Source organism: Polynucleobacter sp. AM-25C3, assembly GCF_018882335.1.
Lineage (GTDB): Bacteria > Pseudomonadota > Gammaproteobacteria > Burkholderiales > Burkholderiaceae > Polynucleobacter.
Map to the genome: position 1 here is coordinate 1 of NZ_JACVOS010000016.1, position 24,354 is coordinate 24,354.

A 24,354-nucleotide genomic window follows, 5' to 3' on the forward strand; every position below is an offset into this window, starting at 1 on the left:
TTGGATGTGGACATACAATCATGAAAGACCGAACATGGGCTTAGGTGGAATTACACCAAAGCAAAAACTAGCACTTGCAGTACCAGCTTCTACTTTTAGCTTAAGTTAAAAATGGGGGGATTACCCTTCCTTTAGGGGTTAGTTAAGCTGCATGACAACATGCTAATTAACATTTAAGTCAATAACAAGACACATTTTCTGCAAAGCAACCCACATTAAGTCATAAGACTAAAAGACTCTAATGAGGAAATGAGAAAAGAGGCATCGGGCAATCATATTTATTTATTACAGGGTGCTTAACTCGACCCGAAGCGGTCCGTCAAAATAACTATGCATCATGATGCTCATCTAAAATTTCTTTGAAGAGGTCTTGCTCTAATATAAAAGCCTCCACAATTAGCGGATCAAAAGCGCTGCCTTTCAAGTTAATAATTTCTTCAACAGCTTGCTCATGTGCCCATGCTTTTTTGTAGGGCCGCACACACACCAAAGCGTCGTAAACATCGGCTACAGCCATGATACGAGCTACGAGCGGAATATCTTGGCCCTTTAAGCCTTGAGGATAGCCAGTACCATCCCACTTCTCATGATGTCCACTAGCAATATCGATTGCAGTATTCAGTAAATTATCGCCACCTTTATCGCCATATTTTAATTTTGCTGTACTGAGAATTTCCGCCCCCAATGATGCATGCGTCTGCATAACCTGCCACTCTTCTTCGGTCAGCTTTCCTGGTTTCTTAAGGATATGGTCTGGTATCGCCATTTTTCCAACGTCATGTAAGGGCGCCGTCCTAAATAAATTATCAACATCGCGATCAGTTAATTGATCCAAATAGTGTCCCGTGGACTGTAGTCGATTTGCTAGAGCCTTCACATAGGCTTGCGTTCTAATAATGTGGCAACCGGTATCGTCATCCTTTCCCAATGCCAGGGAATTTAAGATCTCCAGCAATTGATTTTCTTTATTGCGGGCGCGCTTTTTTTCACACTCCCATAAGTGATGTAATTTTTTATTATGTGCGTTTTCCGACTCTTTTCGCTCATGAATATCAAAGCACACGCCGTTATAACCAAGGAATGTGCCTTGGGGGTCAAAGACTGGGGTACCAGAATCCAGTATCCAACGGTATTGCCCATCTGACCTGCGTAAACGGTACTCTAAAAGAAACGAATCGCGTGCATTAAAGTGCTCAGTGTATTGGTCAAAACAATTCTGTAGGTCTTGTGGGTGAACGCCTTCTACCCAGCCATTTCCAAATTCTTGCTCCATAGTACGACCAGTAAATTCAAGCCACCCTCGGTTGAACCAGCTGCAAAGACCATCTTCTCCAGCCATCCATATTAATGCCGGAGTATTGTCAGCAGCATCACGAAACTCAATCCTAGCGCCACTAAATGATGGGGAGTTTTTTGGGTTACCCATATGAAAGAGACTCCATGGAAAAATGATGCTAAAACTTACGGGAGCTAAGAAAGATTACTCAAAGCTCTATTAGGAAATATATCCAATAATCCAATGGATTTGTTTACATGGCTATCTGTCATAAATTAACCCCAATGCTGAAATAATTTGATACCAGTTTTTTTAAAGAGTATGCATTGAGCTTGTTGATTTCTATCAAAAAAGATTGCGCTACTTGAATAAAAATCCCCATTGAAAGTGGCTTATATCAGTTGAGTCCACTTTTAAGGTGGAATCGGAACCTGATTTATTGGAGAATGACGGGTTGAAATCAAGATCATGAGCCGACATTCGGGCGAGCCCCATCAAAATGATGGGCAATGCGCGTTTACTGTCTTTCGAGCGTAATAAAGTTAAAAGTGATGTCACCTTCAGACGCTGGAGTGCGCTCCACCTCTTGCCATTCAGACTCATTGGGCACTTTAAAGAAGGTATCACCGTCTTCTACATCAACATCGATCTCGGTAATGTAAAGACGATCTGCCTTTGGGAACGCTTGAGTAAAAAGTTGTTCGCCACCAATCACAAATACCCGGGGGAATTCACTCAAAGTGGCGAGTGCTGCATCGAGTGAGTTGACTACCTCGGCACCTGTTAACTGTAAGTTTGTATTGCGACTCACAACGATGTTACGGCGTCCTGGAAGCGGGCGACCAATCGATTCCCAAGTCTTGCGACCCATGATGACAGGGTGACCCATCGTCACTTTTTTAAAGAACTGCAGATCAGCAGAAATCTTCCAAGGCATTTGATTGTCTCGACCAATCACGTGATTGCGTGAGCGGGCAACAATCATGGAGATGGCAGGGCACTTAGCTGCGGTCATAAGTAATCTATTTTCTTAAACGGCTACAGGAGCTTTAATGGGAGCGTGGGATTCATATCCAGTGATTTCAAAATCTTCAAACTCGTAGTCAAAGATCGAGTCTGGTTTACGCAAAATCTTGAGCTGAGGCAAAGGATAGAAATCTCTTGATAACTGGAGATCCACTTGATCCAAGTGATTGCTATACAGATGGCAGTCACCACCTGTCCACACAAAGTCGCCCACCTTTAAATTGCACTGTTGCGCCATCATGTGGGTGAGCAAGGCATAGCTGGCGATATTGAAAGGAACGCCCAAGAAGATATCCGCACTACGTTGATAGAGCTGACAAGATAATTTGCCATCCGCTACATAAAATTGAAAGAAGGCATGGCAAGGGGCTAAAGCCATACGGGGAATATCGGCAACGTTCCAAGCGGAAACAATAATGCGACGAGAGTCTGGATTCTTTTTCAGCGTTTCTACGACCTCGGCGATCTGATCGATATGCTTACCATTAGGCGCAGGCCATGAGCGCCACTGGTAGCCATAAATCGGGCCTAGATCACCATCCGGTGCCGCCCATTCATTCCAAATCGAAACACCACGTTCTTTAAGCCAGTTGTTATCAGTGCTACCTTTGAGAAACCAGAGCAATTCCAAAATGATGGACTTGAGATGAAGCTTCTTGGTGGTCACCATCGGAAAGCCTTCGGCCAGATTAAAGCGCATCTGGTGGCCAAAGATGGAGATAGTTCCAGTTCCGGTTCTATCGGCTTTTAGGACGCCTTTGGCAAGGACTTCCTTCATGAGGTCGTGATATTGACGCATAGGTTTAATCAGTTAAAAATTCAGTGATATTAAGAGCTTACTCGAATCTTGTGGGGCTTACTCCAAGTGCCTTGTGTAGCTTGGGGGATGTGGTGGTGTACTGGAGTTGAATCTGCTTTTCAGGGGCCAAATAAGCAGCTGCGGCAAAGGCCGCCAAAGCTGTTTCATGAAAGCCCGACAAAATGAGCTTTTTCTTGCCAGGGTAGATGTTGATATCCCCGACAGCGTAAATACCTGGCGTACTCGTCTGAAAGCAGGCAGTATCTACAGCGATTTGTTTGCGATCAATATCCAAGCCCCAGTCCGCAATCGGGCCTAATTTTGGGGAGAGACCATAAAAGAGTAGGAGTGCATCCAAGGCAATCATCTGAACTTCGCCATCAATAGTGGTGACGGCAATTGCAGTGAGCTTGTCATTGGAAGACTCAAGACCCGTAATTTGTCCGATGATGAGTTGCATTTCACCGGAGGCACAAAGGGCGCGCATCTTGGCTACTGATTGTGGCGCTGCTTTGAAGTCATCCCTGCGATGAATGAGCGTCACGCTCGCAGCTTTTCCGGCAAAGTGGAGCGCCCAATCCAGTGCGGAATCTCCACCCCCACAAATCACAATCTTCTTGCCTGTAAATTGATCTGGATTTTTAACGCGATAGAACGCTTGCTGATCGACAAAAGCCTCAATGCCTTCTAGATTCAGAGTGCGCGGCTGAAATGCACCAACCCCTGCAGCAATAAAAATCGTCTTGGAGAGAAAGTGTTGATCTTGGGATGTGCTAATCAGAAAGCGTCCATCGGCCTGTTTCTCGAGGGTGGAAACTTCTTGATTTAAATGAAACTGCGGTGCAAATGGCTCAATTTGTTTTAAGAGATTGCTAACTAGTTCACGACCTGTGCAAACCGGTATCGCCGGAATATCGTAGATGGGTTTATCTGGATACAGCTCAATACATTGACCGCCTACCTCAGGCAGGGAGTCAATGACGTGCGCTTTAATTTCTAGGAGTCCAAGCTCGAAGACTTGGAAGAGTCCCACTGGACCGGCGCCAATAATGACTGCATCGGTTTCAATGGGGGAGTGCAATTTACTTTACCAGTTGGTCAAGTTTATTTTTAACGTCTTTCCACTCTTCTGCTTCAGGTAATGCAGCTTTAGATTTGGTGATCGATGTCCATCCTGGGGATAAGTCAGCATTCATCTTAATGAATGCCTGTTGATCTCCTGGCACATCATCTTCCGCATAAATCGCATTGACTGGGCACTCGGGTACACACACTGCGCAATCGATGCATTCATCTGGATCAATCACTAAAAAGTTAGGGCCTTCGCGAAAACAATCGACTGGGCAGACATCAACGCAATCAGTGTATTTGCAACGGATACAGGCTTCGGTAACAACGTAAGTCATGATGGTTTACAGGTAAGGAGCCCAGGTCAATGGACTGCCAAGTTATAAAAGCTCAATTTTAGCTGAATCAGCCTATTTTTCAGGCGAAATGGCCAATTTAGTTGAGGTAAAGTCACGCTATGAACACAAAAGCCAATATCCCTGCAACTTCTAGTAAGCCTAAGATTTTGGTCGCAAGGGCTATATTTCCTGAGGCGCTAGCCAAATTAGAGCAATTCTATGAGGTTCGCTCTAACCAGTCGGATAAAGTAATGAGCCCTGAAGAGCTGCAAAAAGCGCTTTCTGAGGTTGAGGGCGCTTTGGTTGCTGGTAGCGAGAGGATTGATGCAGCAGCTCTCTCTGGGGCGAAAAATCTAAAGGTGGTCGCTAATATTTCAGTTGGATATAACAACTTTGATGTACCGGCCATAACTGCGGCAGGTGTCATGGCTACCAATACCCCTGATGTTCTTACGGATACAACTGCTGATTTTGGTTTTGCATTACTGATGGCTACTGCGAGACGCATTACTGAATCCGAGCATTGGGTGAGGGCTGGAAAGTGGGATCAATGGTCGATTGTGAACAACCCACTTGGCATGGATTTGCATCACAGCACAGTTGGAATTATTGGCATGGGTCGAATTGGCCAGGGGATAGCTAAGCGCGCTTTAGGCTTTGGTATGAAAGTGATTTATCACAATCGCAGCCATCTTTCTGGTGCCGATGAAAAAGCTTGCGGAGCATCTTACGTTTCTAAAGAAGAATTACTTCGCACGGCTGATCACGTTGTGTTGGTCTTGCCTTACACCGCACAAAATCATCACACTATTGGCGCATCAGAAATTGCCCTCATGAAACCGACTGCAACCCTGATTAACATTGCTCGCGGCGGCATTGTGGATGATCTTGCTTTGGCGCAAGCATTGCAAGACGGAAAGATATTTGCGGCCGGCTTAGATGTGTTTGAGGGTGAGCCTCAAGTGCATCCAGAGTTACTCAAGTGCAGCAATATTGTGTTGGCTCCGCACATTGCGAGTGCTACAGAAAAAACGCGTAGAGCAATGGTGGATCTGGCTATTGAAAATTTGCGCGCAGCATTGAATGGCAAGAAGCCACCAAGCTTAATTAATACTGAAGTGTTCGGTACTTAAAGCGATGAAGCGAAGTCGACTGAAATTTAGTCGGCCTCCACTTCTTCTGGGAGCTCGCGTAGCGCAAGTTCGATCCCGCCAAATTTACCTGCTACCCAGTTGTACACCTTGCAGGCAATCCAAAGCAAAGCAAAACCAAGTAAAGCGTTGAGGATCAATGCGGAGAGCACGGTAAATCCAGGGATTGCGCCATCACGAATGAAGGCTACAAATAGGGCTAACAACACAATCGGAACAGAGAAGCAGAGATAAACCAAAACCAGAGTTTTGGCGGTATGCATTGGGTCTACGAAGGCGATTTCTTTTTTGGTGAGTTTCATGAGGTGCAATCTTAAAGCAGTCCGTCAAAAAGCGCCACATTTACCCAATCGCCAGCGGCAACATTTCCCTGGTCATGAGATAAAATGACGAAGCAATTTGCCTCGCTCATGGATCGCAAAATTCCGGCACCTTGACTGCCAGTCAGCTTTACCATGGGCTTTCCATCTGAGTTACGACCCAAAATAGCTCGCTGAAATTCTGTCCGACCAGGCTTTTTCCGAATCGGCGCTTCTGCAATAGCTTGAGTCATCGGCGGCTCAGTCTGACTTGCGCCATTGAGTTGCAATAAAGCAGCACGGACAAATTGATAAAAAGTCACCATTACCGCTACGGGATTTCCGGGTAAACCAAAGAAGAGGGTCTTGCGGCTAGAGCCCTGAATTGGCTTCAATATTCCAAAAGCCATGGGGCGACCTGGGCGCATGGCAATTTTCCAGAACCCAACATCGCCAAGTTCTTGCATGATTTGTTTGGTAAAGTCCGCTTCGCCAACGGAAACGCCGCCAGATGAGATGAGGACATCCGCTTTAGAGGTGGCTTCTATAAACGCTGCTTTGAGTGAAGTGGGATCATCACGCACAATGCCGCAATCCATGATTTCTAGATTGAGGCGATTGAGTAAGCCAGTCAGGCTATAGCGATTGCTGTCATAAATACTGCCAGCATCTAAAGGACTTCCCAGAGGACGCAATTCATCACCGGAGGACAAGATGGCAACCTTGAGTTTGCGGTGAACTTTGAGTGAGGCAATACCTAGAGAGGCGGCCAGACCAAGATCGGAAGGGCGCAGTAAGCGTCCAGCAGCAATTGCTGCTTTACCACTTAGTAAATCCTCACCACGTAAGCGACGATTTTCTCCGCGCTTCACTTGATTTTGCTTGAAGCCTACGGCTGACTCGTCTGCAGATTCCGTAAATTCTTGTGGAATGACAGTGTCACAGCCATCAGGCATGAGGGCGCCCGTCATGATCTTGAGACATTCGCCCTGACCAATATTTCCTTTGTAAGGCTTGCCAGCATAGGCGGTGCCAATCACATTGAGCGATACGGTCTTATCGCTGTCGCCCAAGCAGTCCCCGTTAAAGGCAAAGCCATCCATCGCGGAATTATCTGCGGCAGGGACGTCGATGGGTGAGAGTAAATCTTCCGCGAGAATGCGATTGATTGCTTGATCCAAAGTGACCGACTCAATGTCGCTCGCATTATGTAGTTGGCGAGACTCTTGGATTAATTCATTGACGAGACCTGAGATAGCTTTACGAGCCTCTTCAACATGGAGCGAAGCAGTCAGGAGAATGGGGCTATTCGGGGAGTGCTTGATTAAATCCGTCATGACGATATTTTTTCTAGGGCGGCCAACTCTTCTGGCGTATTCACATTCGCAAATGCTTGAGCACTTTCAAACACTACAGTACCAGATCGCAATTCTGTGAACCAGTGATCAATCTTCAAATCCCCTTTGCTTAAAAAGGCATGCAAAGAATCTTGCAAACTGCTTTTCATTAAGCAGAAAACCGGTTGCGCCCAAATCTTTCCATCATCTTCTTTGGAGGATGCGAAGACCAACTCTAGATTTTGATTCTCAAGTTCAGTCGCCATTTTTTCAGCAATATCGCTTGGCAACAAAGGGGAGTCACAAGGAGATGTCAGTAAATAAGGAGTTTTGCAATGCTTCAGGCCAACTGAGAACCCAGCCAATGGGCCGGAGAAGTCAGGTGTTTCATCCATCAGCACTGGATAGCCATAGTGCGAGTACTTCGTAATACTACGGTTCGCATTAATCAGAATAGTGCTAACTTGAGGTTTTAGGCGGTTGATGGCAGATTCAATTAAAGGCTTGCCATGAAAAGAAATTAAACCTTTATCGATGCCACCCATACGTTGGGCCCGGCCGCCCGCCAAAATTAGACCTGTAATGTGTTGTGAGGTAATCATTAGCCGCCGATGTAAGACATTTCCACTTTTCGGGTGGCTGCTGTCGCTGTATTTGATCCCCGAATTTCTGAATAGTGGTCTTCGCGATCTGCCCAGGTGTTCATGATGGCATTGGCAATTTCCAGATCACTTTTATCTGAACGCAAGAGTGTTTTGAAATCAAAACCTGCATTTGCAAACAGGCAGAGATACATTTGCCCATCTGTTGAAATACGAGCACGGGTGCACTCATGGCAGAAGGTTTGAGTAACGCTAGAGATGAAGCCAATTTCACCAGAGCCATCGACGTAGCGCCAGCGCTGAGCAACTTCACCAGGATAGTTGGCCTCAATAGCTTCAATCGGAAAGACTGCATTAATCTTTTCGGCAACGTCTTTTGAGGGGAGTACTTGTGACATATCCCAGCCATTGGAGCTGCCTACATCCATAAACTCGATAAAACGCAATGTCACACCGCTGCCTTTGAAATGCTTAGCCATCGCAATAATCTCTTGGTCGTTCGTACCCTTCTTTACGACCATATTGACTTTGAGATTAGTAAAGCCGGCTTCTTGGGCTGCAGCAATACCATCGAGCACATCCGTTACCGGAAAGTCGACATCATTCATTTTTTTGAAGATCTCATCGTTCAGGCCATCAAGGCTAATGGTGAGTCGATGCAAGCCTGCCGCTTTTAATGCAGCCGCTTTCTTGCGCAAAATACTGCCGTTAGTAGTGAGCGTTAAGTCGAGGGGTTGACCTGCTGTAGATCGAATTTTGGCTAGCATCTCGATGAGCACTTCGAGATTTTTTCGGAGCAAAGGTTCGCCCCCGGTGAGACGAATTTTTTCAACGCCTAGTGAGGCAAAGATCGTGGTTAATCGGGCGATCTCTTCAAAGCTGAGTAATTCTTGATGAGAGAGGTAGGGGTAGTTTTTATCGAAGATTTCCTTAGGCATGCAGTAGGTGCAGCGGAAATTGCATCGATCAGTGACGGAGATGCGTAAATCGCGGAGAGGGCGCCCCCGGGTATCTTTAGTTGAAGTATTCGCAGCCACAAGCTGCCCTGGAATGGGCGGCGCAAGACCTTTGTCTTTACCTTCATCTAAACGTATGGGGATTACTTTTTCAACCATGACTAATTATGGCTGTGAAACGGTGTTTCTGCCAAACTACCAAATATCTTTGTGGGATAAATGGCAGCCTGGAGAAATCGATTTAAACCGTTTTTTCTTGGCCGCCGGTTTCAACTAAAACCATTGGACCATTTTGCAGGCTTACCGCTGCCTTAGGTATTCTACCCATAGGCACAATTTCAGGTTCTGCTTTGATTTGTGATTGCGCTTCTTGATGTTTGCTGGAGTCTGTTGCTACCCAGACCATGCCAGCAGACTGAACCACGCTATGCAACGGTGTCTCTTCTAGTGCCTGGAAGGCAACTTTCGGAAGTTCAGGCATTGGTTTTGCAATCACTTCAATTGCAGCAACCGCTACTGGTGCAGCTGTTGCTGAAGCAGTGTTAGATGGGCGATTGCTTTGACGCGGTGCACGTTGCTCTCTTGGTTCTCTTGGCTCGCGTGGCGCTCTTTCCTTTACTTCACTAGAAGCTACGGGGGCAGCTGCATCGGTATTGCCAAAGCTCTGAGCAAGGTTCTGGATAGGCATGGAAGCAGAAGCTCCAGCCATTCCTGCTGGTGGGCCAGAGAATGAAGTTGCTATTGAGACAACGGAAGCAATCGCTGCATCACCATTGGACTCGGTGCGCTCGCCACGTTGACCACGACCACGGCCACGACGGTTGCGACCACGGCCACGACGCTCTTCACCTTCAGTGCTAGGAGCGGCATCGGTTCCTGGCGCAGCTTCAGTGGCTGGAGTTACCGCAGCTTGATTTTCTGGTTTTGGGTTTTGATTGCGATTACTGTTACGGTTACGGCCGTCTTGGCGACCTCTACCTGAACCTGCTTCGCGTGGAGCATTTGTACCTTCAGTAGCTGCTGCACCTTCAGCTGGACGCTCAGCGCGATCGTTGCGCTCGCCACGGCGACCGCGATTGCGATTGTTGCTGTTGCGATTGTTTTGATTACGGCCACGTGGCCCACTTGGAGTTGGTTTTACTTCTGGCGCCGGTGATGAAGAGAATAGGCTCTTAATAAATCCAAAGAATCCACCGGTACTAGCAGTTTCAGTGCTGGCTTTTTCAACACGTGCTGGACGTGGTTGGCTTGCTGGCGCTGGCGCGTTTGGTGTAATGCCTTTGACAGCCGCCTCTGGGCGAACTTTAACATCCGCATCTTTACGGCTTACAGCGGTATCAGTTTCGAGTTCAGCGGCAGCTTCTTCAGCCATCACATAGCTGGCTTTTTGATCATCAAGACGTGGATCGTCATGGCGTAAACGCTCAAGCTTGTAATGTGGTGTCTCTAAATGCTTGTTTGGGATCATCAAGACATTGACTTTAAAGCGAGTCTCAATCTTAATTACTTCAGCGCGTTTCTCATTGAGCAAGAACGCAGCCACTTCGACTGGAACTTGTGTATGAATAGCTGCTGTATTTTCTTTCATTGCCTCTTCTTGGATGATGCGCAAGACTTGCAAGGCAGAAGATTCAGTATCGCGGATATGGCCTGTGCCGTTACAACGTGGGCAGGTGACGTGGCTACCTTCAGAGAGGGCGGGGCGTAAACGCTGGCGTGACATTTCCATCAAACCAAACTTGGAGATCTTGCCCATCTGAACGCGCGCACGGTCATGACGTAAGGCATCGCGTAGGCGATTCTCAACATCTTTCTGTGCCTTGCTCGATTCCATATCAATGAAGTCAATGACGATGAGGCCACCCAAGTCACGTAAACGCGCTTGACGAGCGATTTCATCGGCAGCTTCTAAGTTGGTGCGAGTAGCAGTCTCTTCAATATCAGAGCCACGGGTTGCGCGTGCAGAGTTGACGTCCACAGAAACCAAAGCTTCAGTATGGTCAATCACGATTGCGCCGCCAGATGGCAATGGCACTGTTCGTGAGTAAGCAGTTTCAATCTGGTGCTCAATCTGGAAGCGAGAGAACAAAGGAACATCGTCCTGGTAACGCTTCACTCTTGGCAGGTTGTCTGGCATTACTACAGACATAAAGGCTGCAGCTTGCTCGTAGATGTCATCGGTATCAATGAGGATCTCGCCAATATCTGGCTGGAAGTAATCACGAATTGCGCGGATTACCAAGCTAGATTCGAGGTAAATCAATAGTGGTGCTGAGTTGCCTTTGGCAGCCTCATCAATCGCTGTCCACAACTGCATGAGGTAACTTAAGTCCCATTGCAATTCAGTAGCGTCACGGCCAATACCAGCAGTACGAGCAATGATGCTCATGCCATCAGGTACTTCTAATTGGGACATTGCTTCACGGAGTTCTTGACGGTCTTCGCCTTCAATGCGGCGTGAAACACCGCCTCCACGTGGGTTATTTGGCATTAATACCAAATAGCGACCTGCCAGGGATACAAAAGAGGTGAGGGCGGCGCCTTTTTGGCCGCGCTCTTCTTTTTCCACCTGAACAATGATTTCTTGGCCTTCGCGTAAGGCATCTTTAATAGAGGCATTACGGACATCAATACCCTCTTTAAAGTAGGTGCGGGCAACTTCTTTAAATGGCAGGAAGCCATGGCGTTCTTCGCCGTAATTTACAAAGCAAGCTTCGAGCGAAGGCTCAATGCGAGTAATAACACCTTTGTAAATATTGCCTTTGCGTTGTTCACGACCGGCAGCTTCGATATCGATATCGATGAGTTTTTGACCATCGACGATGGCAACTCGCAACTCTTCTTGTTGAGTTGCATTAAATAACATGCGTTTCATAACACTCTCCTATTGGGGAGTGCGTCGTTGCGCGCTGCGTTAGGGACAAGTTAGATACCGCTTGGGGGCATAGCCCATTGGCAGCTTTGGAGTGTGGATCAAGCTAATCCAGGCATCTTCTGCCTAGTACACCATGTTCAATTAAACCGGTGCCACACTTGACGATCGCCGCAGAGACCTCCTTTAGGTCATCAATGCAGGCGCGCGCCTGGAAACTGTCTTCTAATCGCGGGTCGCGGCATACGGCACACCAACCCTGCGCCTCATTACAACGGGGGAGGGGCAACCCCGGGAGTCTTTTAAGGGCGACTCCAAGCTCCACGATACAAACCTGAATCAGGGTGGTATCGGGCCAATAAATTGGCTAGAGCGTTGATTATACGACACAAGTTGAACGACAATGGGGTATTGTTAAGTCCCTTGCCGACCCCTGTCGAGGTGGCGAGAGAGATAAATCATGAAATCCGAACCCATTTCCAAGCCTTCACAGGTAAAAACACCCGCTCCTGCGGCTGTACATCTTCAGACCATTGGTCCCGAGGAGGCTGGCCAGCGACTGGATAATTATCTCTTACGCTGGGCTAAAGGGGTTCCCAAAAGCCATGTGTATCGGATTATTCGCTCTGGCGAAGTTCGGGTTAATAAGAAAAGGGCGGAGCCAACTACCCGCTTAATTGAGGGGGATGTGGTTAGGGTTCCCCCCGTTCGCATTGCTGAGCCCGCCCAAATGGCGGCCGTCAATTCGGCTCAAACCAAGTCTCGAGCACAAGGGTACTCTGACAAAATGCCTATTCTGTTTGAGGATGAGGCTCTATTGATAGTCAATAAGCCGCCGGGTTTAGCAGTTCATGGTGGATCGGGTATCGCCCTTGGCGTTATTGAGACTCTGCGTATTACCCGCCCAGAACTCAAATTCCTAGAATTGGTCCATCGTTTGGATCGCGATACTTCGGGCGTATTGCTGCTGGCTAAAAAACGCAGTGCTCTAGTGGAGCTGCATCGTCAGATCCGTGAGGGGCAGACCGATAAGCGCTATTACTTACTTGCCCACGGGGAAATTGCTCAGGGTGCCGGTGTAATGCAATTAAAGTACGCGCTACATAAATACTTGCTGCCTAATGGCGAGCGCCGCGTGCGTGTTGACCCAGATGGCCTGCCGAGTCATACGGCTTTACGTGTTGTCAAGACCATGAAGCGCGGAGATGCGGCGATTACTCTGGCCGAGGCTCAGCTCAAAACGGGCCGCACCCATCAGATTCGTGTGCACCTCCTAAAGCTTGGTCATGCCATCTTGGGCGACGATAAATACGGCTTTGCAGATCAAGACAAGATTGTGAAATCTAAGCGCTTGTATTTGCATGCTCATTTGGCTGGCTTTACCCATCCCCGTACTGGCGAGAAAATGCGTATCGAATCGCCATTGCCCGCTGAATTTACGGCAATGATGAAAAACTTTGAAGCGCCCGCTGAAAAAAGTTAAGTAATTAATGCCCAGATGATTGAAGAGCAAAAATCCGATAGATGTTATGACCTGATTGTGTGGGATTGGGATGGAACCATCATGGATTCCACGCCAACCATCGTGGATTGCATTCAGCAGGCTTGTCGCGATTTAGGTTTCAAGGAGCCGGATGACTCTTTGGCAAGTTCAGTTATTGGCTTGGGGATTCAGGATTCGCTCAGAAGGGCAGTTCCATGGATTGAGCCAGCCCATTTCCCCAAGCTGACAGAGCGCTTTCGTTATCACTACCTAGCTAAAGATCATGAGCTTGATTTATTTCCGGGGATTCGTGAGCTGTTAGAAAGTTTGCGTGCGGATGGTTATTTATTGGGAGTTGCTACAGGTAAATCTCGCGTGGGATTGGATCGCTCTTTAAAGCATCACCAGCTAGAGATGATGTTTCATGAAACGCGCACTGCAGATGAATCCTTCTCCAAGCCTCATCCTGGAATGCTCTTAGAGCTTTCGGATGTAATGCAGGTGCCGATGCGCCGCATGCTCATGATTGGGGACACTACCCATGATTTGGATATGGCAGCCAATGCAGGCGTTGATGCTGTTGCAGTCACTTATGGCGCGCATCCACCCAGCACTTTAAAAGAATCGCCATCCCTCATCCATGTGGATGATGTCTCGCAGTTGACGAGCTGGCTAAGCCAGAATCTCACTGTGAAAAATGCATAAACCAGCCATACTGAAGCTATACACAAGTTAGTAACTAAGGAATAAAAGCAATGGATCAAAATCAGCCAGACAATGCGAATCAAAACTGGGAGCGTCAAGCCCTCGAGCATTTGTTGTTGGAGAATTTAAAAGAAACCCGTAAGACACGCCGCTGGAAGGCTGTATTTCGGGCGCTCACTTTAATTGTTTTTGTGGGTGCGATTCTGGCGATATTTGATTTTCAGCTGCCGGGGCGCGGCATGGGAACCGAGAAGCACACAGCCTTAGTTACGCTAGAGGGGGAGATCTCTTCAAGCTCTATGGCAAATGCTTTAGATATCAACTCATCACTGACGGCTGCATTTGAAAATGAGAATAGTGCAGGGGTGGTTTTGCGCATTAATAGCCCAGGCGGCTCTCCAGTGCAGGCTGGCATGATGAATGATGAAATTCACCGCTTGCGTAAGCTCTATCCAAGTAAACCTTTCTACGTGGTGATTGAGGACATTTGCGCCTCTGGCGGTTACTACGTCGCCGTAGCTGGTGATCAGATTTTGGTCGACAAGGCCAGCCTCGTCGGGTCCATTGGCGTGATCATGGAAGGCTTTGGCTTTACCGGCTTAATGGATAAGTTGGGTGTGACGCGTCGCATGATTACTGCGGGATCCAATAAAGGCATGATGGATCCGTTTTCTAAAGAAAATCCCCAGCAGGTCGAAATGATCAAAACCATGATTGATGAGATTCATCAGCAATTTATTGCGGTGGTAAAAGCAGGTCGTGGCGATCGCTTAAAAGAAACCCCTGAGATGTTCTCTGGCCGTGTTTGGAATGGCGAACAAGCAATCAAAATTGGTTTGGTAGATGGCTATGGAACAGTAGAGTCCGTAGCGCGCGATATCTTTAAATCACCAGATATTCTTGACTACACCATGAAAGAGAATTTTGCCGAACGCGTTGCCAAACGCTTTGGTGCTGAGGTTGGTGCTGCAGCAGGTAAGGCATTAATTAAGACGCCTGATTTGAAGTAAAAAACGATCGATCAGTAAGGCAACAAACAAAACACCTAGGCCAGCAATAGAAATACTGCTGGCCTATTTTGTAATGAGGCGCATGCTGCTTCATTCGGATAACGCTTACGCCAGTCTGCAATCGAGAGTGTCGTAATTACCTCCGTGGCGAGACTCAGATCCATGCCAAGACAAAGCAGTGATTGTGGCGCCAATGTATTGAGGCAAGCCATCAACATGGCGGTGTTGCGATAGGGCGTCTCAATCCAGATTTGAGTTTGCTGTAATTTTCTAGATTCCATTTCCAGCTGTTTCAGTCTAGCGATACGGTCTTGCGCATCATGCGGAATGTATCCCTGAAAAGCAAAGCGTTGACCATTTAATCCGCTAGCCATGAGGCCTAGCAAAATAGAGCTTGGACCAACCAAAGGCTTTACTTTGGCACCCAGCTGTTGTGCAGCAAGTACTAGCTCTGCGCCAGGATCTGCTACCCCTGGTACCCCAGCCTCTGACATGAGGCCCATGTCATTGCCAGCCATTAAAGGCTTGAGTAAATCCATGGGTTTCACTGCATCGCCATACTTGGCGTTTCTGGCTACACCGCGCCACTCACTCATTTGCATTTCTTGAATCGTGCAAGCCAAAGGTGAAACGCTATCTACAGTCTTTAAAAAAGCACGCGCAGTCTTGGCATCTTCAACAATCCAATGAACCAGTTTGGATGTTTGGGCAATCGTTTCAGTTGGTAACACCCAAGGTAATTGCTCGTCTCGAGAATCATCTCCCAAAGTATTGGGGATTAAAAAGAGGGTGCCTAGTTTTGCGCTCATGTATTTAACTTCGTTTTGATTTTTTTGTTTTTTTATTTCTTCGCTGGAATAACAAAGCCAGCATCACGCAAGAGGCCACTCAGCGCAATTAATGGCAGGCCAATTAGTGCAGTGGGGTCATCGCTTTTAATGGCCTCTAGCAGAGAGATTCCTAAGCCTTCAGATTTGGCGCTACCAGCGCAGTCATAGGGTTCTTCAGCGTGAAGATAAGCCTCTAAAACATCATCGGATAGCTTGCGAAAGGTCACCTCAGTTGGGATGCTTAAGGCGGTTTCTGTTTCGCCATGCATCAAGCAAAGTGCCGTATGAAAAGTCACAGTCGCGCCGCGCATGAGTTGCAGTTGCGCCATCGCGCGTTCAAAGTTTCCAGGCTTGCCAATTGCGGCGCCACAGAGGTCTGCCACTTGATCGGAGCCAATGACCCAGGCCTCCGGATGCTGTTGGGCTACAGCAGCAGCTTTCGCTTTTGCCAATCTGAGAGCTAGGTCTAGAGTGCTCTCGCCGGGCAAAGGAGTTTCATCCACTTGGGGTGAAATCACATCAAAAGGGATGCGCAAGCGCTCCAAGAGCTCCCGACGGTAGGCGGAGGTGGATGCCAAGATCAATTTTTTTGCAGAATTACTCATCACTACTTGTACTTTCGCTGAAGCCTTCATTTAGACTGATGTCATGAATCGTAATCAAGTTTTACCTCAAGTTGAGCTATCCGCGGATCCAAGTGCTTTGCGCAGGATCGATTTTTGCGCCCCACAATCCTATAAAGGTGCTGGTTTTTTAGGCATTACAGCCCTACCTAGAGTGGCTGAAGAGGCCTCTAGTATTGAGCCGGGGGATGGCTTTCATTGGCAGATTAAGACCCATTTTGTGGATTCTCCAGGCTCCGAGCCCCTTCAAATAGTGGAATTAGAGGTAAAAGGTCGCATTCACCTGGTCTGCCAGAGCTGTTTGCAAGATTGCGGCTTGGACTTGGCACAGGAGAGTCGCTTTGTCATGGTCGCGACCGAAGCCGAGGCAGATGCTTTTCCGATTGAGGACGACCAGCAGGAGGCTTTGGTTGCGAGTCAGCACTTTGACCTTTTGGGGCTGATTGAGGATGAGATTCTGCTGTCTTTACCCTTGATTCCGAAACACCCAGAGGGTGCTTGCCAACCTCATGCCTCATCATTTGGTGAGGCGGGGGAAGTAGCTGATACTCTAGAAAAGCCTCAGAATCCCTTTAACATATTGAAAAATATGAAGAAAAATTGATGTGACCCCATATTTAGGGGATTGCAATTCAAACCCTTTTTATCAATTAATCAAGCATTTAGTGGTTTTTTCATGTTAGAATATCGCCTTGCTTAGGAGTTCAATATGGCCGTCCAACAGAATAAAAAATCCCCATCCAAACGTGGCATGCACCGTGCGCACGACTTTTTGACCGCACCTGCTACGGCTGTTGAAGCCACAACTGGTGAGGCCCATTTGCGCCACCACATTTCACCAAACGGCTACTATCGTGGTCGTAAAGTTGTTAAAACCAAAAACGACTAATTTTTTAGCCTAAAAAGATAGAAGCGGCTCCAATAAAAGCCGCTTTTTTCTTTGAAAAATACCACTTGCAGCAATACATGATTTTATGAGTGTCACTCTTGCTATCGATGCCATGGGCGGAGATCATGGGGTAGTTGTTACAGTCCCCGCTTGTTGCGATTTTCTCGAAAAACATGCCGATGTGAAGATTGCCTTGGTTGGTAATCCGGAAGCGCTCAAGCAAGCCTTGAGTAAATTTCCAAGAGCGCCAATGGAGCGTATTCAAATTATTCCCGCCAGCGAAGTTGTCTTGATGGATGACCCTATTGAGGTAGCACTGCGTCGCAAAAAAGATTCTTCAATGCGTGTTGCCATTGAGCAAGTTAAAGAGGGTGCGGCTGATGCCATCATCTCCTCTGGCAATACGGGTGCCTTGATGGCTATTTCCCGCTACATTCTTAAAACTCTCGATGGTGTTGATCGCCCTGCGATCGCCACTGCGATCCCCAATGAAAAAGGCCGCGGCACCACGATGCTAGATCTTGGTGCTAACGCCGATTGCGAGCCGATGCACTTGGTGCAATTTGCGCAGATGGCCAATGTGATGGTTCAGGTAGTTGACGGCACAGAAAATCCTTCTATCGGTCTTCTCAATATTGGCGAAGAGGTGATTAAAGGTAATGAGGTGGTGAAGCAGACTAGTGAGTTACTGCGTCAAACTAACTTAAACTTTTATGGCAATGTAGAAGGTAATGATATTTTTAAAGGCACTACGGATATCGTGGTGTGCGATGGTTTTGTTGGCAATGTTGTCTTGAAGGCAAGCGAAGGCTTAGCAAAGATGATGAGTGGCTTGATTAAGGAAGAATTTAATCGCTCCTGGCTTACTAAATTGATGGCGATCTGTGCCATGGTGCCATTGCTGCGCGTTCGCAAACGCGTTGATCATCGTCGCTATAACGGTGCAGTGCTTTTAGGCTTGCGCGGTTGCGTAATTAAGAGCCATGGCTCTGCGGATCGTTTTGCATTTGGTTTTGCGCTTGATCGCGCATATGAAGCGGCAAAAAATCGCATGGTAGAGCGTATCGCTCAAGCTTTTGTGGTGGAGACAAAATAATCATGAGTACTTATTCACGGGTTGCAGGAACTGGAGGCTATCTTCCTGAGTTGCGTTTAAGCAATCAAGATCTCGTTGAGCGTTTGGCGAAGATTGGCCTTGAGACTAGTGATGAATGGATTGTGACTCGAAGTGGTATCTCTGCACGTCACCTTGCCGCGGATAATCAACTCACAAGTGATTTAGCTGTCAAAGCTGCTCAAGTTGCCTTAGAAGCTGCTGCTTGTACATCAGAAGATCTCGACCTCATTATTTTGGCGACCTCGACCCCAGATCATTTAGGTGGTTTCCCAAGCACGGCTTGCGTAGTACAAGACAAGTTGGGCGCGCATACCAATTGCGCTGCATTTGATGTGCAGGCAGTCTGTGCTGGCTTTACTTACGCCCTAGCAATTGCGGATGCATTCATTCGCACCGGCACCTATAAAAAAGTATTGGTACTTGGCGCAGAAACTTTTTCTCGTATCTTGGATTTTCAAGATCGCACGACTTCTGTTCTGTTTGGTGATGGCGCTGGTGCAGTGGTTCTGGAAGCTTCGTCTGAGCCGGGTATTTTGTCGACCGCTTTACATGCAGATGGTAGTCAGCGCGATATTTTGTGTGTGCCGGGGCGCGCCAAACAAGGCGGCGTAGAGGGTTCAGCATTCTTAACCATGGATGGGCCTGCAGTATTTAAGTTGGCAGTGAAGGTGCTAGAGCAGGTTGCTCATGAGGCTTTGGAAAAAGCCAATCTCAAGCCAGAACAAATCGATTGGCTAGTGCCACATCAAGCCAATATTCGCATCATGGAGAGCACGGCTCGCAAGATGGGTATGTCGATGGATAAAGTCATTGTGACCGTGCATGAACATGGCAATACTTCTGCTGCATCCATACCGCTTGCGCTGGACGCCGGCGTTCGCTCTGGTCAAATTCAACGTGGTCAACATCTCTTGCTAGAGGGTGTGGGCGGCGGCTTTGCTTGGGGTGCGGTAGCAATTAAGTACTAAGTAAAAGTAATTAATCAATAAACATCAATCAGCGATTATTCCTATGACATTTGCATTCGTATTTCCTGGCCAAGGCTCCCAATCTGTTGGGATGCTCAATTCGATTTCTGATCGCCCTGAAGTCCGCGCGACTTTGGAAGAAGCTTCAGAAGCATTGGGTGAAGATGTTGCCAAACTCATTGCTGAAGGCCCTGCAGAAGCATTGTCTTTAACTACCAATACCCAGCCAGTAATGTTGACTGCAGCGATTGCGTTTTATCGCGCTTGGTTAGCCTCTGGCGGCGCCGTTCCTAAAATGATGGCAGGACATAGCCTGGGTGAATACTCTGCATTGGTTGCTGCGGGTGTTATTTCATTTAAAGATGCGGTACCTTTGGTGCGCTTTCGTGCTGAAGCCATGCAATCTGCTGTACCAGTTGGCACAGGCGGTATGGCTGCGATCTTAGGCTTAGATGACGCGATCGTGATAGCGGTATGTGCAGAAGCTGCGGTAGCCTCTGGTGGTGTAGTTGAAGCGGTGAACTTTAATGCGCCAGGACAAGTGGTCATTGCTGGCGGCAGTGATGCGGTGACTAAGGCATGTGAAATGCTTAAGGCAGCAGGTGCGAAACGGGCTTTGCCATTGCCAGTCTCGGCACCATTTCATTCTTCTTTATTGCAGCCTGCCTCTGAAAAACTACAAGGCTATTTGGCCAATATCGAATTTAAGATCCCGATGATCTCTGTAATTAATAACGTGGACGTAGAAATCCTAAATGATCCCGCAGCCATTAAAGATGCCTTGGTACGTCAAGCTGCCAAGCCTGTGCGCTGGCAAGAGACTATCAATGCAATGGCTCAGCAAGGCATTACTCAAGTGGTGGAATGTGGCCCTGGCAAAGTTTTGGCGGGATTGACTAAGCGCATCAATGAGAATGTTGTAGGCGTACCTATTTTTGATGAAGCCAGCCTCAATGAAGCTTTGACGACAGTGAAGTAAAAAAGAATCTAGAAATAATTAAGAACCCAAAATAAGAAACAAGGGAAGACAAATATGAATCTCGACTTAAGCGGACAAATTGCATTAGTGACCGGCGCATCACGCGGTATTGGTCAGGCTATTGCAGATGAGTTGGTGAAATGTGGCGCCAAAGTAATTGGTACTGCTACCTCTGGGGACGGCGCTAAAGCCATTAACGCTCGTTTACAGGCGAGTGGTGGTCGAGGCGAGGTATTGAATGTGACTGATCCAAAGGCGTGTGAGGACATCATTGATTTGATCGTGAAGGATTTTGGCGGCATCAGTATTTTGGTGAATAACGCTGGCATTACCCGCGATAACTTAGCAATGCGCATGAAAACAGACGAGTGGACCGATGTTATTGATACCAATTTGAGTGCGGTTTTCCGTTTGGCTCAGGCGGTAATGCGTCCAATGATGAAGGCGCGCGCTGGTCGGATTATCAATATCACCTCTATTGTTGGCCATATGGGCAACCCAGGTCAGGCCAATTACGCTGCTGCTAAAGCTGGGGTTTCTGGCATGACACGCGCCTTGGCTCGTGAAATCGGTAGCCGCAATATCACTGTTAATTGCGTTGCTCCAGGCTTTATTGATACTGATATGACCCGCGCTTTGAGCGAAGAGCAGCAAAATGCCCTAAAAGCGAACATTCCCTTGGCTCGCCTCGGCAGTCCTGAGGATGTAGCTCAAGCAGTGGCATTTTTAGCCTCTCCAGCCGCTGGATATATTACGGGTAACACCTTACATGTCAATGGCGGCCTCTATTTAGCTTAAAAATAAAGCAGGAATTTGATCATTTTTTTGACGGATTTACTAATTTAGTCCGCCAAGCTGATAAAATTCTTTTCATCGTTTTTTTACAACCCTTGGGGGAATTAATGGATAACATCGAACAACGCGTTAAGAAGATCGTCGCTGAGCAATTGGGCGTCGCAGAAGCAGATATCAAGAATGAATCTTCTTTTGTGAATGACTTGGGCGCAGACTCTCTTGACACTGTTGAATTGGTAATGGCTTTGGAAGATGAATTCGGGATTGAAATTCCGGATGAAGAAGCTGAAAAAATTACTACTGTTCAGCTCGCTATCGATTTTGCTCAGTCCAAAGCTCAGCAGGGTTAATTCCCTAGCTTAGTTAATAGCTATTACTGTGTCAGCATCAAATGGCCGTCGCCGGGTTGTTGTTACCGGTTTAGGCCTTATTTCACCTGTTGGTAACTCGGTTGATGCAGCCTGGTCTAATTTGCTCGCGGGCAAATCCGGCATCGCTACTATCACGAAGTTTGACCACACTCCGCTCAGCGTGCATTTCGCTGGCGAGGTGAAGGATTTCAATGTCGAGGAATATGTTTCTGCAAAAGAAGCGCGCCATATGGATACTTTTATCCATTACGGTATCGCTGCTGGATCACAAGCGATTCGCGATAGCGGTCTACAGGTAACGGAAGAGAACGCTGAGCGCGTTGGCGTTATGGTTGGTTCAGGCATTGGCGGCCTGCCGATGATTGAAGAAACCGGCGCTGAATTACTCGCTCGCGGTCCTCGTCGTATCTCCCCATTCTTTGTACCAGGCTCAATCATTAATATGATTTCAGGGCACCTTAGCATCTTGTTTGGTCTTAAAGGTCCAAACGTTGCTGCAGTGACAGCCTGTACCACTGGTTTGCATAGTATTGGATTGGCAGCTCGCTTAATTCAGTACGGTGATGCCGATGTGATGGTGGCTGGCGGCGCTGAATCGACTATTTCTGCTTTAGGTGTGGGTGGTTTCGCTTCAGCCCGTGCATTGTCGACACGTAATGATGACCCTGCAACTGCTTCACGTCCATGGGACAGGGACCGCGATGGTTTCGTTCTGGGTGAGGGTGCTGGCGTTGTTGTTCTTGAAGAGTATGAGCATGCTAAGGCCCGTGGCGCAAAAATCTACTGTGAGCTCTTGGGCTTCGGTATGAGTGGCGACGCATATCACATGACTGCGCCAAATATGGATGGCCCACGTCGTTGCATGCTCAATGCTATGCGCGATGCCGGCTTGAATGCCGATCAAATTGACTACATTAATGCGCACGGCACCTCTACACCTTTGGGTGACAAGAATGAAACTGCTGCCATTAAGGCTGCCCTTGGCGATCACGCCAAGAAGACCTTGATTAACTCTACTAAGTCGATGACTGGCCACCTTTTAGGCGGTGCAGGCGGCTTAGAGTCTGTCTTTACTATTCTGGCTTTACATAACCAGAAGTCTCCACCAACAATCAATATCTTCAATCAAGATCCAGAGTGTGATTTGGACTACTGCGCCAATACTGCTCGCGATGTGAAGATTGACCATGCCGTTAAAAATAACTTTGGCTTTGGGGGTACTAACGGTACCTTGATTTTTGGCAAATTGACCTAATATCCTTAGTAGGCCATTTCCTTTTCTTCTTCTTTAATTATTGGTTTTTACCAAGCAGGCTTATAGCATCATGAAAAAGTATCTTATTGCGCTCTTGGCTACCTTTAGCTTAGGGCAAATTGCATTTATTCCTTTTGCCTCTGCGCAAACTCCACGCGTAGCTATCCCTGATTTTGCGGATCTGGTTGAACGCGCTAGCCCTGCGGTTGTGAACATCCGCACTACTGAAAAAGTGATACAGCAGCAAGCCCAGGGTGGCATTCCTGGGATGCCCGAGGATCAAGCAGAATTCTTCCGTCGTTTCTTTGGGGTGCCTATTCCAGGATTGCCTAATGGACCAAAGCAGGCACAACCAAACCCTGGCAAGCCACAAGAGGCTGATCGTGGCGTGGGCTCAGGTTTCATTATTGATTCCAATGGCATGATTTTGACTAATGCCCATGTGGTTGAGGGTGCGAATACTATTTACGTGACTTTGACTGATAAGCGTGAATACAAGGCAAAGCTATTGGGAATGGATAAACGAACCGATGTAGCTGTTGTCAAAATCGATGCACGTGACTTGCCTAAATTACCTCTCGGTGATTCTTCACGGGTTAGGGTCGGTGAGTGGGTATTGGCGATTGGATCGCCATTTGGCTTAGAAAATACTGTCACCGCAGGAATTGTGTCCGCTAAGAGTCGCGATACTGGCGACTATTTGCCATTCATTCAGACTGACGTAGCCGTTAATCCTGGTAACTCTGGTGGCCCCCTATTAAATACCGCTGGACAGGTTATTGGTATTAACTCCCAGATCTTTAGCCGCTCTGGGGGATACATGGGTATCTCCTTTGCAATTCCGATTGATGAGGCGATGCGCGTAGCAGACCAATTGCGTACTAATGGAAAAATGACGCGTGGCCGCATTGGCGTCGCCTTAGGTGAAATGACCAAAGAGATTGCTGAAAGCCTAGGCTTAGGTAAGCCGCGTGGTGCTTATGTTCGCAATGTGGAACCTGGTGGCCCAGCAGCAGCTGGTGGGATTGAATCTGGCGATGTGATTCTCAGCTTTAATGGCCGTGATATTGGTAAATCTACCGATCTGCCTAGAGCGGTTGGCGAGACTAAGCCCGGAACCGGTGCATCAGTGCAGGTTTGGCGCAAAGGGAGCACTAAAGACCTGATGGTGACGGTGGTTGATACCGAAGTTGGTCAGGCTGCTGTTAAGAAGTCAGATAGTTCTGGTGCATCTGGCGGAAACGCGAATTCTCTTGGGGTAGCTGTTGCGGAGCCCTCAGATAGCAAGAAGAAGGAGCTCAATATCCGTGGTGGCGTTGAGGTTACTGGTCTGGGAGATGGTCCTCTAGCGCGGGCAGGGGTGCGCCCAGGGGATGTCATTATTCGGATTGCAGATGCCGATATCACAGGGGTAAAGCAGTTTGAGAGCCTGGTTAAGGGTTTGGATGCCAATAAGACGGTGCCTGTATTTGTTCGTAGGGCGGATAGCACCATGGTGATCCCAGTAAGGCCAAAATAAGCAAAAACCTCGGTTTTTGGATGAAATAAACGGGTTTGGTGCCAGTTTGGCATCACCCATTACAATCACTTTAAGACGACTTTTTG

Annotated in this window: 25 protein-coding genes; 13 read left to right on the forward strand and 12 right to left on the reverse strand. The window is 47.7% G+C overall.

Features of this window, described 5'->3' with window-relative positions; genetic code table 11:
• Nucleotides 1–328: 328 nt before the first annotated feature.
• The 5 genes from ICN12_RS09845 to fdxA all read right to left on the reverse strand — a co-directional run bounded on the left by ICN12_RS09845 (nt 329) and on the right by fdxA (nt 4,507).
• Nucleotides 329–1,426, reverse strand: coding sequence for an HD domain-containing phosphohydrolase (locus ICN12_RS09845; protein WP_255537791.1), 1,098 nt, complete (start codon nt 1,424–1,426; stop codon nt 329–331).
• Between the two features lie 367 nt (nt 1,427–1,793).
• A complete protein-coding gene (locus tag ICN12_RS09850) occupies nt 1,794–2,291 on the reverse strand; it encodes a dihydrofolate reductase (RefSeq protein ID WP_216272334.1) in 498 nt (165 codons plus the stop codon).
• 15 nt (nt 2,292–2,306) lie between these two features.
• Nucleotides 2,307–3,101, reverse strand: coding sequence for a thymidylate synthase (locus ICN12_RS09855; protein ID WP_216272335.1), 795 nt, complete (start codon nt 3,099–3,101; stop codon nt 2,307–2,309).
• 37 nt (nt 3,102–3,138) lie between these two features.
• Entirely contained in the window at nt 3,139–4,182 is a 1,044-nt protein-coding gene (locus ICN12_RS09860; RefSeq protein ID WP_216272336.1) for an NAD(P)/FAD-dependent oxidoreductase, read from the reverse strand.
• 1 nt (nt 4,183) lies between these two features.
• A complete protein-coding gene (fdxA, locus tag ICN12_RS09865) occupies nt 4,184–4,507 on the reverse strand; it encodes a ferredoxin FdxA (protein ID WP_216272337.1) in 324 nt (107 codons plus the stop codon).
• Nucleotides 4,508–4,626: 119 nt separating this feature from the next.
• Between fdxA and ICN12_RS09870 the strand changes: the two genes are divergently transcribed.
• A complete protein-coding gene (locus ICN12_RS09870) occupies nt 4,627–5,640 on the forward strand; it encodes a 2-hydroxyacid dehydrogenase (protein ID WP_216272338.1) in 1,014 nt (337 codons plus the stop codon).
• Nucleotides 5,641–5,666: 26 nt separating this feature from the next.
• Here ICN12_RS09870 and ICN12_RS09875 read toward each other — a convergent pair whose 3' ends face one another.
• The 5 genes from ICN12_RS09875 to ICN12_RS09895 form a co-directional block, all read right to left on the reverse strand.
• Complete coding sequence (locus ICN12_RS09875; RefSeq protein ID WP_216253424.1) at nt 5,667–5,960, reverse strand: hypothetical protein; 294 nt, start codon at nt 5,958–5,960, stop codon at nt 5,667–5,669.
• An 11-nt stretch (nt 5,961–5,971) separates the two neighbouring features.
• Nucleotides 5,972–7,294, reverse strand: a complete 1,323-nt coding sequence (gene moeA, locus ICN12_RS09880; RefSeq protein WP_216272339.1) for a molybdopterin molybdotransferase MoeA — start codon at nt 7,292–7,294, stop codon at nt 5,972–5,974.
• Entirely contained in the window at nt 7,291–7,896 is a 606-nt protein-coding gene (gene mobA, locus ICN12_RS09885; RefSeq protein ID WP_216272340.1) for a molybdenum cofactor guanylyltransferase MobA, read from the reverse strand. Before mobA ends, moeA begins: the two co-directional genes overlap by 4 nt.
• Nucleotides 7,896–9,011 (reverse strand): GTP 3',8-cyclase MoaA, encoded by a 1,116-nt coding sequence (moaA, locus tag ICN12_RS09890; RefSeq protein WP_216272341.1) that lies wholly within the window; start codon nt 9,009–9,011, stop codon nt 7,896–7,898. Before moaA ends, mobA begins: the two co-directional genes overlap by 1 nt.
• Nucleotides 9,012–9,093: 82 nt before the next feature.
• Complete coding sequence (locus tag ICN12_RS09895) at nt 9,094–11,727, reverse strand: ribonuclease E/G (RefSeq protein ID WP_216272342.1); 2,634 nt, start codon at nt 11,725–11,727, stop codon at nt 9,094–9,096.
• Between the two features lie 457 nt (nt 11,728–12,184).
• Here ICN12_RS09895 and ICN12_RS09900 point away from each other — a divergent pair, with 457 nt between their 5' ends.
• Genes ICN12_RS09900 through ICN12_RS09910 form a run of 3 tightly spaced genes read left to right on the forward strand, consistent with a single transcriptional unit; the run spans nt 12,185 to nt 14,922 of the window.
• On the forward strand, nt 12,185–13,207 hold the full coding sequence (locus ICN12_RS09900) for an RluA family pseudouridine synthase (RefSeq protein WP_216272343.1): 1,023 nt from the start codon (nt 12,185–12,187) through the stop codon (nt 13,205–13,207).
• A 15-nt stretch (nt 13,208–13,222) separates the two neighbouring features.
• Nucleotides 13,223–13,912, forward strand: coding sequence for an HAD-IIIA family hydrolase (locus ICN12_RS09905; RefSeq protein ID WP_216272344.1), 690 nt, complete (start codon nt 13,223–13,225; stop codon nt 13,910–13,912).
• Nucleotides 13,913–13,962: 50 nt separating this feature from the next.
• Complete coding sequence (locus ICN12_RS09910; protein WP_216272345.1) at nt 13,963–14,922, forward strand: S49 family peptidase; 960 nt, start codon at nt 13,963–13,965, stop codon at nt 14,920–14,922.
• A 35-nt stretch (nt 14,923–14,957) separates the two neighbouring features.
• On the opposite strand, the gene ICN12_RS09915 is transcribed toward ICN12_RS09910, so the two are convergent.
• Nucleotides 14,958–15,731, reverse strand: a complete 774-nt coding sequence (locus ICN12_RS09915) for an SAM-dependent methyltransferase (RefSeq protein WP_216272346.1) — start codon at nt 15,729–15,731, stop codon at nt 14,958–14,960.
• Nucleotides 15,732–15,763: 32 nt separating this feature from the next.
• Nucleotides 15,764–16,387, reverse strand: coding sequence for a Maf family nucleotide pyrophosphatase (locus ICN12_RS09920; RefSeq protein ID WP_370625021.1), 624 nt, complete (start codon nt 16,385–16,387; stop codon nt 15,764–15,766).
• 13 nt (nt 16,388–16,400) lie between these two features.
• On the opposite strand from ICN12_RS09920, the gene ICN12_RS09925 reads away from it, so the two are divergent.
• The 9 genes from ICN12_RS09925 (at nt 16,401) to ICN12_RS09965 (ending at nt 24,268) form a co-directional block, all read left to right on the forward strand.
• Nucleotides 16,401–16,979, forward strand: a complete 579-nt coding sequence (locus ICN12_RS09925; protein ID WP_216272347.1) for a YceD family protein — start codon at nt 16,401–16,403, stop codon at nt 16,977–16,979.
• A 105-nt stretch (nt 16,980–17,084) separates the two neighbouring features.
• Complete coding sequence (gene rpmF / locus ICN12_RS09930; protein ID WP_011902241.1) at nt 17,085–17,264, forward strand: 50S ribosomal protein L32; 180 nt, start codon at nt 17,085–17,087, stop codon at nt 17,262–17,264.
• Between the two features lie 85 nt (nt 17,265–17,349).
• Nucleotides 17,350–18,360: a phosphate acyltransferase PlsX gene (plsX, locus tag ICN12_RS09935; RefSeq protein WP_216272348.1), complete on the forward strand. Its 1,011-nt coding sequence runs from the start codon at nt 17,350–17,352 to the stop codon at nt 18,358–18,360.
• A 2-nt stretch (nt 18,361–18,362) separates the two neighbouring features.
• Entirely contained in the window at nt 18,363–19,349 is a 987-nt protein-coding gene (locus ICN12_RS09940; protein WP_216272349.1) for a beta-ketoacyl-ACP synthase III, read from the forward strand.
• Between the two features lie 43 nt (nt 19,350–19,392).
• Nucleotides 19,393–20,328 (forward strand): ACP S-malonyltransferase, encoded by a 936-nt coding sequence (gene fabD / locus ICN12_RS09945; protein WP_216272350.1) that lies wholly within the window; start codon nt 19,393–19,395, stop codon nt 20,326–20,328.
• Between the two features lie 54 nt (nt 20,329–20,382).
• Nucleotides 20,383–21,126, forward strand: coding sequence for a 3-oxoacyl-ACP reductase FabG (fabG, locus tag ICN12_RS09950; protein ID WP_216272351.1), 744 nt, complete (start codon nt 20,383–20,385; stop codon nt 21,124–21,126).
• A gap of 104 nt (nt 21,127–21,230) precedes the next feature.
• Nucleotides 21,231–21,473, forward strand: a complete 243-nt coding sequence (gene acpP, locus ICN12_RS09955) for an acyl carrier protein (protein ID WP_216272352.1) — start codon at nt 21,231–21,233, stop codon at nt 21,471–21,473.
• 28 nt (nt 21,474–21,501) lie between these two features.
• The gene (gene fabF / locus ICN12_RS09960; protein WP_216272353.1) at nt 21,502–22,749 is read left to right on the forward strand and encodes a beta-ketoacyl-ACP synthase II; all 1,248 of its coding nucleotides are present in this window, start codon (nt 21,502–21,504) and stop codon (nt 22,747–22,749) included.
• A gap of 70 nt (nt 22,750–22,819) precedes the next feature.
• The gene (locus ICN12_RS09965; protein WP_216272354.1) at nt 22,820–24,268 is read left to right on the forward strand and encodes a DegQ family serine endoprotease; all 1,449 of its coding nucleotides are present in this window, start codon (nt 22,820–22,822) and stop codon (nt 24,266–24,268) included.
• The last annotated feature ends 86 nt before the right edge of the window (nt 24,269–24,354 follow it).